The organism is Anaeromyxobacter paludicola, from assembly GCF_023169965.1.
Classification (GTDB): Bacteria; Myxococcota; Myxococcia; order Myxococcales; family Anaeromyxobacteraceae; genus Anaeromyxobacter_B; species Anaeromyxobacter_B paludicola.
Genome location: NZ_AP025592.1, coordinates 953,949 through 970,835 on the forward strand (window position 1 = coordinate 953,949; position 16,887 = coordinate 970,835).

The window sequence follows — 16,887 nt, forward strand, 5'->3', positions numbered from 1 at the left end:
GCGTCCGTGTGGGCTATATCGCGCCTCGCGGCGCGAAGTGTCAAGCCCCCGCCCCCCCGAACGGAGGGCACCCTGCCGAGCTATGCTGGAGAGCCTCGAGCGATGACGGGCAACCACCTGCCGGCACGGGCGTTTCTCCCGGCGGCCCTCGTCGTCGCGCTCTGCGTTCCGGGCGCCTCCGCGCGCGCGGACGAGCCGCTTTCGCGATTCCTCACCGGCCTCGGGGAGGCCTCCCAGGCGCTGGCCGACGGACGGAGCGCCGACGCGGTCCGGGCCGCCCTGGCGGCGCGGGCCGCGCTCCCCCGGGGAGCGGCCGGCGCGAGGGCCGATCTGGCGCTCGGCCTGGCCCTCCTCGAGGCCGGTCAGCCGGACGAGGCCGCCCTGCCGCTCGGCGCCGCCGCCGCCGTCCTCCCGGGCCCGCTCGGCGCGTCGGCGCGGGCGGCCCAGGGGCGCGCGCTGCTCGCCGGCGGCCGTCCGGGAGAGGCGGCGGCGGCGCTCCGGGACGCGGCCGCCCGGGGCGAGGGGACGATCTCGGCCGAGGCGGCCTGGGACGAGGCCGACGCCCGGCTCGCGGCGGGAGAGGCGGCGGTGGCGGCCGCGCAGTACCAGCGCCTGGTGCGGGACCAGCCGGCGAGCCCGCGCGCCCCGATGGCGCGGGTCGGCCTCGCGAGCGCCCACCGGCTCCTCGGCGAGAGCGCCCGCGCCATCGCCGAGTACCGGAACGCCTGGCGCGACGAGCCGGGCAGCCCCGCCTCTCGGGCCGCGACGCACGCGCTGCGCCTCTGGCGCGAGGCGGGCGGCGCCGTCCCGCCGCCCGCGCCGGAGGAGCGGCTCGCCCGCGCCGAGCGGCTCCTGCAGCTCGCGCGCCCGCGCCAGGCGCTTCGCTCCCTCGACCGGCTCGAGGCCGAGCCGCTCCCGGACGCGCTGAGGCCGAGGGCCGAGCTCCTCCGCGCGCTCGCCCTCGCCCAGCGCGGCCGGCGGACCGAGGCGGAGGAGCGCGCCCGGGCGCTCGCCGGGGCGCCCGCGACGCCCGCCGGCGTGCGCCGCGGGGCCGAGGTGGTGCTCGCCCGCGCCGCGGCCCGGTCCGGGCGGACGGAGGAGGCGGTGGCCCGCTACGCGCGGCTCGCGGCCGCGGCGCCCGTCGAGATCCCGGGCCTCTCTCCGGCCTTCGCGCGCGACCTGCCCGACGAGGCGGCCTGGCTCACCGCGTGGCTCCGCTTCGAGGGCGGCGAGTGGCGCGCCGCCGCTGCCGGCTTCCGCGAGTACGCCCGGCTCCACCCCGCCGGCCGCCACGCCGACGACGCCCGCTGGTTCCTCGCCTTCGCGCTCTGGCGCGGTGGCTCGCCGGAGCGAGCCCGCGCGGCGCTGGAGCCGCTCTCCGGGGGGCCGCTCGCCGCCGGCGCGCTCTACTGGCGCGCCCGGCTCTCGCCGCCCGGCTCCTCGCAGGCGCGGCGGCTCTTCCGCGCCGCCTGGGCCGAGGCGCCTTCCGGCTGGTACGGGCTCCTCTCCGCTGCGCGGCTGCGCGCGCTGGGAGAGGCCGCCCCGAGCTCACCTCCCCCTCCCGCCGCGCTCCCCGTCCCGGAGCAGGCCTCCGACCGCGAGGCGGGCGCGGCGCTCGCGCGCGCGGCGCTGCTCCTCTCGGCGGGCGAGCGCGAGTCCGGCCTCGCCGAGCTCCGGGGGCTCGCCTCCTCGCGCCGGGGGCGCGCGGCGGCGCCGCTCGTCGCCGAGCTCGCCGCGTGGGCCGGCGACCCGGAGCTGCCGCACCGGCTCTCGCGCGACGCGCTCCTGCCGACGCGCCGCGCCCAGCGCTGGGGACACCCCGAGGCCTGGCCCTCCTTCCTGCCGCGCCTCGCCGAGGGGGCGCGCGTGGACCCACACCTGCTCCTGGCGGTGATGCGGCGGGAGTCGGCCTTCAAGGCGGGGGCCCGCAGCGGCGCCGGGGCGGAAGGGCTCCTGCAGCTCATCCCGCCCACCGCCGACCGGCTGGTCGCTGTGAACGGCGTGCCCTCCCCGCTCGCGCGGCGGCTCGGCGATCCCGAGGTGAGCGTCGGGCTCGGCGCGTCCTACCTCGGGCTCCTGCAGTCGCGCTTCGCCGACCCCGCGGTGGTCCTCGCGGCCTACAACGCCGGTCCCGGCGCCGCCGCCGGCTGGGCCGCGGCCCGGGCCGGGATGCCCCTCGACGAATGGGTGGAGGCGATCCCCTACCGCGAGACGCGCCACTACGTGAAGACGGTGCTCGCCGACGCGGCCCTGTACCGCGCGCTCTGGGGAGGCGCCCCCGTCCCGCTCGACCCGGCGCGCCCGGTCCCGGCCCCGGTCGAGGGCGTCGGGTTCTAGCGCTTCACCGCCCCGAGCGCCGCCTCGATGGCCGCGCCCATCTTGCGCAGCACGTGCGGGGTCACCCCGGGCACGCGCGCCAGATCCTCGGGGCCGCGCGGCAGCCGGCGGGCGATCTCGAGCATCGCCGACTCGGCCATGACCTTGAACGGGGGCCGGTCCGCGGCGCTGGCGCGCTCCTCGCGCGCCACGTAGAGCGCCCGGAGCACCTGCCGCCCCTCCGGGCCGAGCTCCCGGCTGCCCTTGAGCTTGCGCCAGCCCTCCGGGTCGAAGACCTTCGGTCGCGGCTCCACGGCGGCGATCCGGTCGAACTCGCGCCGCGCCTCCTCGAGGAGCCCGCGCTCGGCCAGCTCCGCCGAGAGCTCGGCGTGCAGCTCGAGCAGGTAGTGGGTGTCCAGGGCGGCGTAGCGCAGCTGCTCGGCGGTGAGCGGCCGGCGCCCCCAGTCGGAGCGCTGGTGCTCCTTGGCGAGCCGCTCGCCGAAGCGCGCCTCGACGAGGGCCGAGAGCGACAGCCCCGGGCGGCCGAGGCGGCGCGCCGCCGCCATGGTGTCGAAGAGGCGCGGGAACTTCCAGCCGTACTCGCGCTTCAGGCAGCGGACGTCGTAGTCGGCGCCGTGCAGCACCAGCTCCCGCCCGTCGCAGAGCACCTCGCCGAGCGGCGACGGATCGACCGCCAGGGGATCGAGGATGTAGTCGGCGTCGCGGGTGGAGAGCTGGAGGAGGCAGACGCGCTCCCGGTAGGCGTGGAAGCTGTTCGACTCGGTGTCGAACGCCACCACCGGCTCGGCGCGCAGCTTGTCGGCGAGGGCGCGGAGCGCGCCCGGCTCGGAGACGAGCGCGGGGGCGCCCTTCGCGTGGGTCTTCATCGGAGGGATTGTAACCCGCGCGCGCCCCGGTCCGGGTGGTAGAACCACGCCATGGCGCCCCCGGACGCTCCGCCCACAGGCAGCCCACCCGGCGCGCGGCTGCGCGGCTGGGCGGTCCTCGCCTGGGCGGCGCTCTCGATGGCCGCGCTGTTCCTCGCCTCCCTGCCGGCGATGCTCGCGACCGGGCGCCCCGACCTCTCCCTGTGGTTCGCGCGCCGGGTCTGGTCCCCGTCCTCCCTCCGCCTCGCGGGCGTGCGGCTCGCGCTGCGGCGCACGGCTCCACTCCCGGAGGGGCCCGCCGTCTACGCCTCGAACCACGAGAGCGCCCTCGACGTGTTCGCGCTCCTCGTCTCCATCCCCCGCGATCTGCGCTTCGTCGCCAAGCGCGAGCTCTTCCGGATCCCGGTCTTCGGCTGGTACCTGCGGCTCGCCGGGTTCGTCGAGGTGGACCGGCGGGATCGGACCCAGGCGCTGTCGTCGCTGGGCGCCGCGGCCGGCCGGCTTCGCGGCGGGACCTCGCTCGTGGTCTTCCCGGAAGGCACCCGCAGCCGGGACGGGCGCGTGGGCCCGTTCAAGCGGGGACCGTTCGTCCTCGCGCAGCAGGCCAGCGTCCCGGTGGTCCCCGTGGCGCTCATCGGCGCCGGGGCGGTCACGCCCAAGGCGCGCATCGAGGTCCACCCCGGGACCATCCTCGTGGTCACCGGCGAGCCGGTGGACCCCGCCGCCTGGCCGGACAAGAACGACCTGCTCCGCGAGGTCCGGCGCCGGATCATCGCGCTTCACCGGGCCCACGGCGGGCTCGGCGGCGACGAGGAGGACGCGGTGGCGCCCCCCGGCGTCGAGGGGGCGGCGCGGGCCGGGTGACGGCCCGCTTGTGAGTGGTGCCCGCCCGGGGCTAACCTCGGCCCGATGCCACTCCCCGCGACCCTCGCCCGCCTCGCCGGTCTCGCCGCGGAGAAGCTTCGGGCGCTCGCCGACGACTTTCGCCGCGCGGACCGCTTCTTCAAGCTGCGGGCGGGAGTGGTCGCCGCCTGGGCGCTCGTCTCGGTGGCCACGGTGTTCGGCGCGTGCCCGTCCGCGGGCCCGTCCAACGGGCTCGGCGCCGAGGTGTCGATCCTGAAGGCCGACCCGGTCCCCGGTGAGCAGGCTCCCGGCGAGGGGCAGATCGTCGGCAGCGCGAAGATCATGATCCGCAACGAGTCGGACGACATCTGGACCGACGTCGTCCTGAAGCTCGACGGCGCCTGGCGCTACGAGCAGGCGACGATCCGGCCCCGCGACTACGTCGTGCTCCTGGTGAGCCAGTTCCGGCAGGACGGCGTGCCCCCACCGCCGGACCACCGGCCCCGGACGCTCGAGGTCCGCTGCCGGCAGGGCCGGCACCGCTTCGAGCTGCGCTAGCTGGCGCGGCGCCCGGCCGGTCGCGTCCGGCTCGCCGCCCCTCACCGGGCTCGCGCCGGGCGATCGTCGCCCTCGGCCTCCTCGCGCCGGTGGGCCTCGCGCCGGGCCTCGACCGCGCGCCGCTCGGCGAGCCGCTCCACCCCGCACCGCCTCGCCACCGCGCCCGCCAGGCGCTCCCGGGCCTCCTCCACCAGCGCCGCCGCGCGGGCGACCTCCCGCCCCCGGCGCGCCAGCCCCCGGGCGGCGACGGCGAGGAGCGGCCCCGGCCCGTCCGGAGCCTCCGCACGAGCCTCGGCGAGCGCGGCCCGGCGCGAAGCGGCCTCGGCCTCGGCCGCGCCGCGCGCGAGCGCCAGGGCCGCGCGCTCCTCCTCGCTCCGCCGGAGCCGCAGGAGCGCCGCGAGCCCCTCCCCTGACCGCGTCACCCGACCACCTCCGCCAGCCGCTCGACGGTCTCGGAGAACGGGGCGGTCTCGCCGAGCGGCTGCGCCAGGAAGCGCTCGATGGCGCCGATGCGCGCGATCGCCTCGTCCGTGCGCGGGTCCGACCCGGCGGCGTAGGCCCCGAGCGCGATGAGGTCCCGGTGCCGCTCGTAGGCGGCGAGGTGGCCCCGGAGGCGTCCCGCCGCCGCGAGGTGCGCCGGGCTCGCCAGGGCCGGCATGAGCCGGGAGAGGCTCTGGAGCGGATCGACCGCGGGCCACTGGCCCCGCTCCGCCAGCCGCCGGTCGAGCACCACGTGGCCGTCGAGGAGCCCGCGCACCTCGTCCGCGATCGGCTCCTCGAGATCGCCGCCCGCGACGAGCACCGTGTAGACCGCGGTGACGGCGCCGCCGCCGGAGCGGCCGCCGGCCCGCTCGACGAGCCGAGGCAGCTCGGCGAAGACGCTCGGCGGGTAGCCCTGCCGGACCGGCGGCTCCCCCGCCGCGAGGCCGGCCTCGCGCTGCGCCCGCGCGAACCGGGTCAGGCTGTCCACGAGCAGGAGCACGCGCCGGCCCTCGACCTCGGCGAACCACTCGGCGATGGCGGTCGCGACGCGCGGGGCGGCGAGCCGCACCAGGGCCGGCGCGTCGCTCGTCGCCGCGACCACCACGCTGCGCGCCAGCCCCGGCGCGCCGAGCGCGTCCTCGACGAAGTCGCGCACCTCCCGCCCCCGCTCGCCCACGAGGCAGACCACCGCCAGGTCGCAGGCCGCGTCCCGCGCGATCCGGGCGAGGAGCGTGCTCTTGCCGACCCCGGCGCCGGCGAAGAGCCCGACCCGCTGCCCCTCCCCGACGGTCGCCACGGCGTCGATGGCCCGGACCCCGAGCGGCAGCGGGACGCGGACCGGCGCGCGCGAGAGCGGCGGCGGGGCCGGGCGCTCCACCGGCCAGGCGCACAGCCCGGCCAGCGGGCCCTTCGCGTCGATGGGGGCGCCGAGCCCGTCGAGGACGCGCCCCACGAGCGCCGGCCCCACCCCGACCTCCAGCGGCCGCCCCGAGGTCAGCACGGCGCTGTCCGGCCCCACGCCCCGCGGATCGCCGAGCGGCAGCAGCACCGCCTCGTCCCCCTCGAACCCGACCACCTGCGCCGCGAGCGGCGCCCGGCCCGCCGCCTCGACGCGGACGAGCTCGCCGGCGCGGACGGCGGGCACCCGGGCCCGGATGGAAAGGCCGGTGAGCGCCGCGACCCTGCCGCGGAGCGGCACCGTCCGGACCGCGGCGACGGCGGCGGCGAGCTCCCGGGCCGGCCTCAAGACGCCGCCTCCTGGAGCGCGCGCCGGATGGCGGCGAGCTCCCGGGCCGGCCTCAAGACGCCGCCTCCTGGAGCGCGCGCCGGATGGCGGCGAGCTGCGCCTCGATCCGGGCGTCGGCCGCGCCCGCCTCCGTCTCCACGACCGCGTCTCCCCGGCACAGGCTCGCGTCGGCGGCGAGCTCCAGCGCCGCCCCGGCGGCGAGCTCGGCGAGCCGGTCCCGCTCCCGCGAGACCGCCGGCAGGTCTTCGGGGTGGAGGCGCAGGCGCGCGCGCTTCCGGCCCCGCGCCGCTTCCACCGCGGCCGCCGCGAGCTCGCGGACCGCCCCTGGATCGGCGGCGAGCGCGGCGCGGAGGACCTTCCCGGCGATCGCCAGCGCGAGCTCGAGGAGCTCCGCCTCCGCCTCCCGGAGCCGCGCGTCCCCTCGGGCCGCCGCCTCCAGGAGCAGCGCCGCCGCCTCGCCCCGTCCGGCCGCGAGCCCCTCCCGGCGCGCCGCCTCGCGAATCGCGGCCGCCTGCGCCTGGGCCGCTTCCAGGAGCGCCCCCGCGCGCGCCTCCGCCTCCTCGTGCGCCGCCCGCAACCGCGCCTGGTAGGCCTCCGCCTCCAGGCGCCCGGACGACGCCGCCGATGTCGCCCCCGCCGCGCCGAACTTGAGCACGCTCCCCATGTCCGCGTGGGATTGCAGCGCGCGTGCCTCCTCGGCTACGCCCCGGCACGCGCAGCGCGACCGCGACCCCAGGCCGGGCGGCGGTCGCGGCGGCCGGGCGGCGGACGCGCGCTCGGGCTCGTCCCGCCGGAAACGAGAGGGCCCGCCACCGCGAAGCGCGGCAGCGGGCCCCGGAGGTGCCGACGCGGGCGCGGGCTACGCCGCCGCCTCGCGCTCCACCGGCTCGAGGTACCGGTTGAGGAACTGCTTCGTCTTGAGCTCGACCTGGCGCACGCGCTCGCGCGACACGCCCCAGCGCTTGCCGATCTCCTCGAGCGTCTTGGGCGAGTCCTGCTCGAGCCGGTTGTGCACGATGTCCCAGCCGAGCTCGCCCACGCGCTTGCGGACCTTCAACAGCGCCTCGCGGACCTCGCGGTCTCCCTCGGAGGACAGGTAGGTGTCCTCCGGGCCCGGCCCCTCGTCCTCGATCCGCTCGAGGTGGGTCACGTCCCCCTCCTCGTCGATGGCGCTGTCGAGCGAGAGGTCCGGCTGCGCCACCATGCCGCTCTGGGGCCGGACGGTGCTGCGCGCCTCCTTGAGGTACTTCCCGATGTATGCCCGGATCCACCAGACGGCGTAGGTCGAGAAGCGCGTCCCGGCGTGGGGATCGAACTTCTCCACCGCGCGCATGAGCCCCACGTTCCCCTCCTGGATGAGATCGTCCAGGCGGACGGTCCCGCGCCGCTGCTTGCGGGCGATGGCGACCACGAACGCGAGGTTGTGGCGGACGAGCTTCTGCTTGGCCTTCACCTCACCCTTGCGGGCGCGGAGGGCCAGGGCGTGCTCCTCTTCTCGAGAGAGCGGTGGAAAGTCGCGTACGGCCTTGAGGTAGGGAGCGAGCTCTTCGAACTCTCTGCTGCCGCGCTGGGGGGTCGCCGTCCTCATCACATCCTCTCACTCTCACCCACCCGGCTTCCGGGCTCGCCGGGAGGAGCGAGCTCCGTGGGGTAGGTTACGTAACGTCACCTTATAGAAGTGGACTGCTACAGTCAACTACTCGGGATCTACGCTGTTCGACTGGGGTTCTCGTCCGGGCTGTGCGGCGCGCACACCATCTGGAAGGGGGCTAGGAGCCTGCAATATGTGCATGCAAGGCGCTCGTGCAGGACCCCGGATGCGCCCTCCCCGGACTGATCGAGCGCAAGAGCTTGGTTTTGTTGCCGATCAACCCGGTGGCGCCCCTGTTGGGCCCCAACACGTACAGTGATATCGGGGGCCGGGACCCCACCGCGCCATCGCCGGACGCCACAAAAGCGATGGCCCGGTCCCCTTCTCGGGAACCGGGCCATCGCGCGAAACGGACCTCTCGACGAGCGGCCGGGCGGCTACTCCTCGCCGCCCGCGACGGCCAGGGCTTCCTCCGCCTGCTCGACCGCGTCCACCGGCGTCTCCACCTCGATGTCGAGGTGCTTGTAGGCGCCGAGGCCGGTGCCGGCCGGGATGAGCCGGCCCATGATGACGTTCTCCTTCAGTCCCCGCAGGTAGTCGACCTTGCCGCTGATGGCGGCCTCGGTCAGCACCTTGGTGGTCTCCTGGAACGACGAGGCCGAGATGAACGACTCGGTCGAGAGCGAGGCCTTGGTGATGCCGAGCAGCAGCGGCTCGCCCTGCGCCGGCTTCCCGCCGTCGCGCATCACCTTCTCGTTCTCCTCCTCGAAGACGAACTTCTCGACGTGCTCGTCGGCGAGGAAGCTCGTGTCGCCGACCTCCATGATGCGCACGCGGCGCAGCATCTGGCGCACGATGGTCTCGATGTGCTTGTCGTTGATCTTCACGCCCTGGAGCCGGTAGACCTCCTGGACCTCGTCCACGAGGTAGCGCGCCAGCTCCTTCTCGCCCAGCACCCGCAGGATGTCGTGCGGGTTGGCGGCGCCGTCCATGAGCGCCTCGCCCGCGCGGACGCGGTCACCGGTGTGGACGCTGATGTGCTTGCCCTTGCCGATCAGGTACTCCTTGGCGAGGTCGGGCCGCAGCTTGCCGTCCACCTCGGGCGTGATGACCACCTTGCGCTTGCCCTTGGTGTCCTTGCCGAAGGCCACCACGCCGTCGATCTCGGAGATGACCGCGTGCTCCTTCGGCTTGCGGGCCTCGAAGAGCTCCGCGACGCGGGGGAGACCGCCGGTGATGTCCTTCGTCTTGGTGGTCTCGCGCGGCATCTTCGCGAGGATCTCGCCGGCGTCCACCTCGTCGCCGTCGGTCACCACGATGTTGGCGCCCTCGGGCAGCATGTAGCGGGCGTCGGCGTCGGAGTGCAGCAGCTTCCGGGTCTGGCCGTCGGCCCCCTTGATGGAGAGGCGCGGGCGGGCGTCCGGGTCCTTCGACGCGATGACGACCTTGCGGGCGAGGCCGGTGACCTCGTCCACCTGCTCGGAGATGGTCACGCCGTCCACGAGGTCGCCGTACTTCACGCGGCCGGCCACCTCGGTGATGATCGGCATCGAGTACGGGTCCCACTCGGCGAGCAGCGTGTTGGCCTCGACGCGCTGGCCCTCCTTGACGTTGAGCTTGGCGCCGTACACCACCTGGTAGCGCTCGCGCTCGCGACCCTGCTCGTCGGTGACCAGGATCTCGCCGTTGCGGTTCATCACGATGAGCGTCCCGTCCTTCTTCTGGGCGGTGTTCACGTTGACGAACTTCACGAGGCCGGCGTTGCGGTTCTCGAGGGTGGACTGCTCGGCGCGCCGGGAGGCCGCGCCGCCGATGTGGAAGGTCCGCATCGTGAGCTGGGTGCCCGGCTCGCCGATCGACTGGGCGGCGATGACGCCGACCGCCTCGCCGATGTTGACCTTGCGCCCGCGCGCCAGGTCTCGGCCGTAGCACTCGACGCAGATGCCGCGAGGCGCCTGGCAGGTGAGCACCGAGCGGATGCGCACCTTGTCGATGCCGGCGTTCTCGATGAGCTTGACCTTGGCCTCGTCGATCTCCTCGTTGGTCTTCACCAGCACCTGGCCGCTGAAGGGATCGAGGATGTCGTCGAGCGCGACGCGGCCGAGGATGCGCTCGCCCATCGGCTCGATGATCTCGCCGCCCTCGACGAGCGAGCCCATGGTGATGCCGTCCATGGCGCCGCAGTCGTACTCGGTGATGATGGCGTCCTGCGCCACGTCCACGAGGCGCCGCGTCAGGTAGCCGGAGTTGGCGGTCTTGAGCGCGGTGTCGGCGAGGCCCTTGCGGGCGCCGTGCGTCGAGATGAAGTACTGGAGGACGTTGAGGCCCTCGCGGAAGTTCGCCGTGATCGGGGTCTCGATGATCTCGCCCGAAGGCTTGGCCATCAGGCCGCGCATGCCGGCCAGCTGACGGATCTGCTGGGCGGAGCCGCGGGCGCCGGAGTCGGCCATGATGTAGATGGCGTTGAACGAGGGCTGCTTGCGCTCCTCGCGCTTGCCGTCCTTGCCGATCCCCACCGCGACCTCGGTGGAGATCTCGTCCATCATCTCCTTGGCCACCTCCTCGGTGACCTGCGCCCAGATGTCGATGACCTTGTTGTAGCGCTCGCCGAAGGTGATGAGGCCCTCGGCGTACTGCGCGTGGATGTCGTCGACCTCCTTGGTGGCGCGCCCGAGCAGCTCCTGCTTCTTCTTCGGGATGATCATGTTCGACAGCGCGATCGAGATGCCGGCCTTGGTCGCGTTGCCGTAGCCCATCGAGCGGACGCGGTCCGCGAGGAGCACCGTCTCCTTCTCGCCGCAGAGGCGGTAGGTGAGGTCGATGAGGTTCTGGAGCTGCTTCTTGTCCATCACCTTGTTGATGGAGCTGAAGGGCAGCTGCTTCGGCACGATGTCGTAGAGCAGCACGCGGCCGGTGGTGGTCTCGACCCGCTGGCCGTCCATGCGGACGGTGACCTTGGCCTGCAGGGCGACCTCGCCCTGATCGTACGCGGCGCGGACCTCGTCGGGGCTGGCGAAGAACTTGCCCTCCCCCTTCGCGAAGGCCCGCTCCCGGGTCATGTAGTAGATGCCGAGGACGATGTCCTGGCTCGGCACGATGATCGGCTTGCCGTGCGCCGGCGACAGGATGTTGTTCGTGCTCATCATGAGCACGCGGGCCTCCATCTGGGCCTCGATGGACAGCGGCACGTGCACGGCCATCTGATCGCCGTCGAAGTCGGCGTTGAAGGCGGTGCAGACGAGCGGGTGCAGCTGGATCGCCTTGCCCTCGATGAGGACCGGCTCGAACGCCTGGATGCCGAGGCGGTGCAGGGTCGGGGCGCGGTTGAGGAGCACCGGGTGCTCGCGGATCACGTCGTCGAGGATGTCCCAGACCTCGGGGCGCTCCTTCTCCACCATCTTCTTGGCGCTCTTGATGGTGGTGACGTAGCCCTTCTCTTCGAGCTTGTTGTAGATGAACGGCTTGAAGAGCTCGAGGGCCATGATCTTCGGCAGGCCGCACTGGTGCAGCTTGAGCTCCGGGCCGACCACGATGACCGAGCGGCCCGAGTAGTCGACGCGCTTGCCGAGCAGGTTCTGGCGGAAGCGGCCCTGCTTGCCCTTCAGCATGTCGCTGAGGGACTTGAGCGGGCGCTTGTTCGGGCCGGTGATGGTCTTGCCGCGGCGGCCGTTGTCGAAGAGCGCGTCCACCGCCTCCTGCAGCATCCGCTTCTCGTTGCGGATGATGATGTCGGGGGCGTTGAGCTCCTGGAGCCGCTTCAGGCGGTTGTTGCGGTTGATGACGCGCCGGTAGAGGTCGTTCAGGTCGGAGGTCGCGAAGCGGCCGCCGTCGAGCGGGACCAGCGGGCGGAGATCCGGCGGGATCACCGGGATCACCTCGAGCATCATCCAGTCGGGCTTGTTGCCCGACTCGCGGAAGGCGTCCACCACCTTGAGCCGCTTGGCGATCTTCTTCCGCTTGGCGTCGCTGGTGGCCTCCTTCATCTCCTTCCGGAGCTGCTCGGAGAGGTTGATGATGTCGATGCCCCGGAGGAGCTCGAGCACCGCCTCGCCGCCCATGCCGGCCACGAAGCCGTCGTCGCCGAACTCCTCCTGCGCCTTGCCGTAGCGCTCCTCGGAGAGGAGCTCACCCTTGACGAGGGTGGTCTCCTTCGGATCGAGGACGATGTAGCTCTCGCAGTAGAGGACCTTCTCGAGGTCCTTGAGCGTGATGTCGAGCAGGTTGCCGATGCGCGACGGCAGGCTCTTGAGGAACCAGATGTGCGCCACCGGGGTGGCGAGCGTGATGTGGCCGAGCCGCTCGCGGCGGACCTTCGACTGGATCACCTCGACGCCGCACTTCTCGCAGACCACGCCGCGGTGCTTCATGCGCTTGTACTTGCCGCAGTTGCACTCGTAGTCCTTCACCGGGCCGAAGATCTTGGCGCAGAAGAGGCCGTCCCGCTCCGGCTTGAAGGTGCGGTAGTTGATGGTCTCCGGCTTCTTCACCTCGCCGTGCGACCACTGCCGGATCTTGTCCGGGCTGGCCAGCGAGATGCGGATCGCCGAGAACGACAGCGGGTCCTTGGGCTTCTCGAAGAAATTGAAGATGTCCTTCACGGTTCCGTCCTTCGTGCTGCTCGAAAGGTCTTCTTCGCTGCTCTCTGGGACTCTGCCGGGTCGCTAGGCGCTCTTCTTCTCGGCGGGCTCGCCGAGCGGGCTCGCCGCGGCCTTCTCGGCCTCGGCCAGCTCGCGCTGCTTCTGGGCCTCGGGCGACTCGAGCAGCTCCACGTCGAGCGCCAGGCTCTGCAGCTCCTTGATGAGCACGTTGAACGACTCGGGGAGGCCCGACTCGAGCGTGTTCTCGCCCTTGACGATCGCCTCGTACATGCGGGTGCGGCCCACCACGTCGTCCGACTTGACGGTGAGGAACTCCTGCAGCGAGTAGGCGGCGCCGTAGGCCTCCATGGCCCAGACCTCCATCTCGCCGAGACGCTGGCCGCCGAACTGGGCCTTGCCGCCGAGGGGCTGCTGGGTGACGAGCGAGTACGGCCCGATGCTCCGGGCGTGGATCTTCTCGTCCACGAGGTGGTGCAGCTTCAGCATGTACATGACGCCGACCGTGACGTCGTGGTCGAACGGCTCGCCGGTGCGGCCGTCGAACAGCGTCGACTGCATGGTCGCGCCGCCCACGTCGAACAGGTCCATCATCTCCGTCTCGTGGGCGCCGTCGAAGACGGGCGTGGCCACGTGCGCGCCGCGGAGCAGCTTCTGGGCGAGCTTCGGGACCTCCCGGTCGGGCAGCTCGTCGATGAGCGCCGCCATCTTCTCGGTGTTCGGGGCCGCGCCGTCGAAGAGCTCCTTGAGCTTCTTGCGCATCGGCTCGGGGCCGAACTTCTTCTCGATCATCTCCTCGATGCGCTTGCCCACGTTGCGGGCGGCCCAGCCGAGGTGGGTCTCGAGGATCTGGCCCACGTTCATGCGCGAGGGCACGCCGAGCGGGTTGAGGACGATGTCCACCGGGGTGCCGTCCTCGAGGTACGGCAGGTCCTCCTCGGGCAGCACGCGCGAGACCACGCCCTTGTTGCCGTGGCGGCCGGCCATCTTGTCGCCGACGGAGAGCTTGCGCTTGATGGCGACGTACACCTTCACCATCTTGATGACGCCCGGCGGGAGCTCGTCGCCCTTCTTGAGGCGGCTGATCTTCTCGCCGAAGAGGAGCTTCACGAGCTCCTTCTGCTCCTCGAAGTTCTCGATGATCTTGCGGACCTTGTCCTGCAGGTCGGCCTGGCCCGAGATGGCGATCTCGCCCCAGTAGCGCTGCGGGACTGTGTCGAGCAGCTCGTCGGAGAGGACGTCGCCCTTCTTGAGGAGCTGCTCGCCCTTGTCGTCCACCAGGCGGGCCGAGACCTCCTTGCCGACGACCAGGCGGCGGATCTTCTGGAACGCCGAGTCCTGCACGATCCGGATCTCGTCGTTCTGGTCCTTGAGGAGCTTCGCCTCCTCCATCTCCTCGATGGCCTTGGCGCGGTCGTCCTTGTCCACGCCCTTGCGGCTGAAGACCTTGGCGTTGATGACCGTGCCGGTCACGCCCGGCGGCACGCGCAGCGAGCTGTCGCGGACGTCGCCGGCCTTCTCGCCGAAGATGGCGCGGAGCAGCTTCTCCTCAGGCGAGAGCTGGGTCTCGCCCTTCGGCGTGATCTTGCCGACGAGGATGTCGCCCGGCTTCACCTCGGCGCCGATGCGGATGATGCCCGACTCGTCGAGGTCCTTGAGGGCCTCCTCGCCGACGTTCGGGATGTCGCGCGTGATCTCCTCCTTGCCGAGCTTGGTGTCGCGCGCGATGCACTCGAACTCCTCGATGTGGATCGAGGTGAAGACGTCCTCCTTCACGAGCTTCTCGGAGAGGAGGATGGAGTCCTCGAAGTTGTAGCCCTGCCACGGCATGAACGCGACCACCACGTTCTGGCCGAGCGCGAGCTCGCCCATCTCGGTGGCGGGGCCGTCGGCGATGACGTCGCCCTTCCGCACCCGCTCGCCCGGCTTCACGATGGGCTTCTGGTTGATGCAGGTGTTCTGGTTCGAGCGCTGGTACTTGATGAGGTTGTAGATGTCCACCTCGTTGGCCACGTCGGTGGTCGAGGTGGGGACGTCGGCCTTGACGACGATGCGCCCGGCGTCGACCGACTGCACGGTCCCGTCGCGCTTCGCCACCACGGTGACGCCGGAGTCGCGGGCCACGATGGCCTCGATGCCGGTGCCGACCAGCGGGGCGGCGGTGCGGAGCAGCGGCACCGCCTGGCGCTGCATGTTCGAGCCCATGAGGGCGCGGTTGGCGTCGTCGTTCTCGAGGAACGGGACCAGGGAGGCGGCCACCGAGACCAGCTGGTTCGGCGACACGTCCATCAGGTCCACCTCCTCGGGCTTCGCCTGGACGAACTCGCCCTCCTTGCGGCAGGAGACGGTGTTGCCCTGGAAGACGCCCTTGCGGTCCACCGGCGCGTTGGCCTGCGCGATGGTGTGCTTCTCCTCCTCGAGCGCCGAGTAGAAGCTCACCTCGTCGGTGACGCGGCCCTTCTCCACCTTGCGGTAGGGGGTCTCGACGAAGCCGTACTCGTTGACGCGGGCGTAGGTCGAGAGCGACGCGATGAGGCCGATGTTCGGGCCTTCCGGCGTCTCGATCGGGCAGATGCGGCCGTAGTGCGTCGGGTGCACGTCGCGCACCTCGAAGCCGGCGCGCTCGCGGGTGAGGCCGCCCGGCCCGAGGGCCGAGAGGCGCCGCTTGTGCGTGACCTCGGAGAGCGGGTTCGTCTGGTCCATGAACTGCGAGAGCTGCGAGGACCCGAAGAACTCCTTGATCACCGCCGTGACCGGCTTGGCGTTGATGAGGTCGTGCGGCATGAGCGTCTCGATCTCCTGGAGGCTCATGCGCTCCTTGATCGCGCGCTCCATGCGGACGAGACCGATGCGGTACTGGTTCTCGAGCAGCTCGCCCACCGCGCGGACGCGGCGGTTGCCGAGGTGGTCGATGTCGTCGATGTCCTTGTTCGGCTTGCCGTTCTTGAGGTCGATGAGGAAGCGGACCACCTCGAGGATGTCGCGCTTCGTCAGCACCGCGTTGTCGAGCGGCTCGTCGATCGTGAACTTGAAGTTCAGCTTGAGGCGGCCGACCTTCGAGAGGTCGTAGCGCTCCGGGTTGAAGAACAGGTTCAGGAAGAGGTTGGTCGCCGTCTCCGGCGTCGGCGGATCACCGGGGCGCAGGCGCCGGTAGATCTCCATGATGGCCTCCTCGGGGGAGGCGATCTTGTCGGTCATGAGCGTGTCCCGGAGCGACGGGAGCACGTTCAGGTTGTCGATGAAGAGGACCTTGAACTCGTTGATGCCGCGCTTGCGCAGCTCCTCGAGCTTCTCCTCGGTGACCTCCTCGTTGACCTCGAGGAGCACCTCGCCGGTGGACTCGTCCACCACGTCCTCGGCGGAGATCTTGCTGTAGACCTCCTCGGCCTCGATGGGGAGGCTCTTCAGCTTGGCGGCCACCAGCTTCTTGATGGCGCTGCTGGTGTACTTCCGGTTCTTCTTGACGATGACCTCGGCGCTCTTCGGATCCTTGATGTCGCGGGTGGCGCGCTGGCCGACGAGCAGGTCGGGGTTGAGGTCCTTCTCGAACTTGCCCTTCCCCTCGATCCGGATGACCTCGGTGTCGTAGTAGTACTTGAGGATCTCCTCGGAGGAGCCGCGGAAGTCGACCGGGTCCTTCTTGGCCGTGTCCGGCACCGCGCCGAGGGCGCGCAGCAGCACCGTCGCGGGCAGCTTGCGCCGCCGGTCGATGCGCACGTAGAGCAGGTCCTTGTGGTCGAACTCGAAGTCGATCCAGGAGCCGCGGTACGGGATGATGCGGGCGTTGTAGAGGAGCTTGCCCGACGAGTGGCTCTTGCCCTTGTCGTGGTCGAAGAAAGCGCCCGGGGACCGGTGCAGCTGGCTCACCACGACGCGCTCGGTGCCGTTGATGATGAAGGTCCCGTTCTCGGTCATGAGCGGGATCTCGCCGAAGTAGACCTCCTGCTCCTTGACGTCCCGGATGGACTGGGCGCCGGTCTCCTCGTCCTTGTCCCAGACGACCAGGCGCACCACCACCTTGATCGGCGCGGAGTAGGTCATCCCGCGCTGGTGGCACTCGTCCACGTCGTACTTGGGCTTCTCGAGGTGGTAGCTCACGAACTCGAGCGAGCTGGTCTCGTTGAAGTCCTTGATGGGGAAGACGGACTTGAACACCCCCTGCAGGCCGGTGTCGTCGCGCTTCTCGGGCGCGATGTCGGCCTGGAGGAACTTGTCGTAGGAGTGTTTCTGGATCGCGATGAGGTTGGGGATTTCAGCGATCTTGTTGATCTTTCCAAAATTTCTGCGGACGCGGAAGTTGCTCTGAATCGTCGGCGCCATCGCGATCGGTCCTCTTTCGCCGGAAACCCACAAATGCATGGAGCCGGC

At 72.0% G+C, this 16,887-nt stretch carries 10 protein-coding genes; 3 read left to right on the forward strand and 7 right to left on the reverse strand.

From position 1 onward, the window contains the following. Positions 1 to 102 precede the first annotated feature (102 nt). Complete coding sequence (locus tag AMPC_RS04420; RefSeq protein ID WP_248344669.1) at positions 103 to 2,337, forward strand: transglycosylase SLT domain-containing protein; 2,235 nt, start codon at positions 103 to 105, stop codon at positions 2,335 to 2,337. Here AMPC_RS04420 and AMPC_RS04425 read toward each other — a convergent pair. Then, on the reverse strand, positions 2,334 to 3,203 hold the full coding sequence (locus tag AMPC_RS04425) for a ribonuclease D (protein ID WP_248344672.1): 870 nt from the start codon (positions 3,201 to 3,203) through the stop codon (positions 2,334 to 2,336). The genes AMPC_RS04420 and AMPC_RS04425 overlap by 4 nt on opposite strands. A 51-nt stretch (positions 3,204 to 3,254) precedes the next feature. Between AMPC_RS04425 and AMPC_RS04430 the strand changes: the two genes are divergently transcribed. Then, on the forward strand, positions 3,255 to 4,067 hold the full coding sequence (locus AMPC_RS04430; protein ID WP_248344674.1) for a lysophospholipid acyltransferase family protein: 813 nt from the start codon (positions 3,255 to 3,257) through the stop codon (positions 4,065 to 4,067). A 45-nt stretch (positions 4,068 to 4,112) separates the two neighbouring features. Then, complete coding sequence (locus AMPC_RS04435) at positions 4,113 to 4,604, forward strand: hypothetical protein (RefSeq protein WP_248344676.1); 492 nt, start codon at positions 4,113 to 4,115, stop codon at positions 4,602 to 4,604. A 41-nt stretch (positions 4,605 to 4,645) separates the two neighbouring features. Here the strand turns inward: AMPC_RS04435 and AMPC_RS20460 are convergent, their stop codons facing one another. The 6 genes from AMPC_RS20460 to rpoB all read right to left on the reverse strand — a co-directional run bounded on the left by AMPC_RS20460 (position 4,646) and on the right by rpoB (position 16,839). After that, on the reverse strand, positions 4,646 to 5,026 hold the full coding sequence (locus tag AMPC_RS20460) for a hypothetical protein (RefSeq protein ID WP_263009632.1): 381 nt from the start codon (positions 5,024 to 5,026) through the stop codon (positions 4,646 to 4,648). After that, positions 5,023 to 6,333, reverse strand: coding sequence for a FliI/YscN family ATPase (locus AMPC_RS04445; RefSeq protein ID WP_248344677.1), 1,311 nt, complete (start codon positions 6,331 to 6,333; stop codon positions 5,023 to 5,025). The genes AMPC_RS20460 and AMPC_RS04445 overlap by 4 nt, the downstream gene beginning before the upstream one ends. 52 nt (positions 6,334 to 6,385) lie before the next feature. Then, entirely contained in the window at positions 6,386 to 6,988 is a 603-nt protein-coding gene (locus AMPC_RS04450) for a FliH/SctL family protein (protein WP_248344678.1), read from the reverse strand. A gap of 204 nt (positions 6,989 to 7,192) precedes the next feature. Further along, a complete protein-coding gene (locus AMPC_RS04455; protein WP_248344679.1) occupies positions 7,193 to 7,921 on the reverse strand; it encodes a sigma-70 family RNA polymerase sigma factor in 729 nt (242 codons plus the stop codon). A gap of 440 nt (positions 7,922 to 8,361) precedes the next feature. Next, a complete protein-coding gene (gene rpoC / locus AMPC_RS04460; RefSeq protein ID WP_248344680.1) occupies positions 8,362 to 12,522 on the reverse strand; it encodes a DNA-directed RNA polymerase subunit beta' in 4,161 nt (1,386 codons plus the stop codon). Positions 12,523 to 12,585: 63 nt separating this feature from the next. After that, positions 12,586 to 16,839: a DNA-directed RNA polymerase subunit beta gene (gene rpoB, locus AMPC_RS04465; protein ID WP_248344682.1), complete on the reverse strand. Its 4,254-nt coding sequence runs from the start codon at positions 16,837 to 16,839 to the stop codon at positions 12,586 to 12,588. Between the last annotated feature and the right edge of the window lie 48 nt (positions 16,840 to 16,887).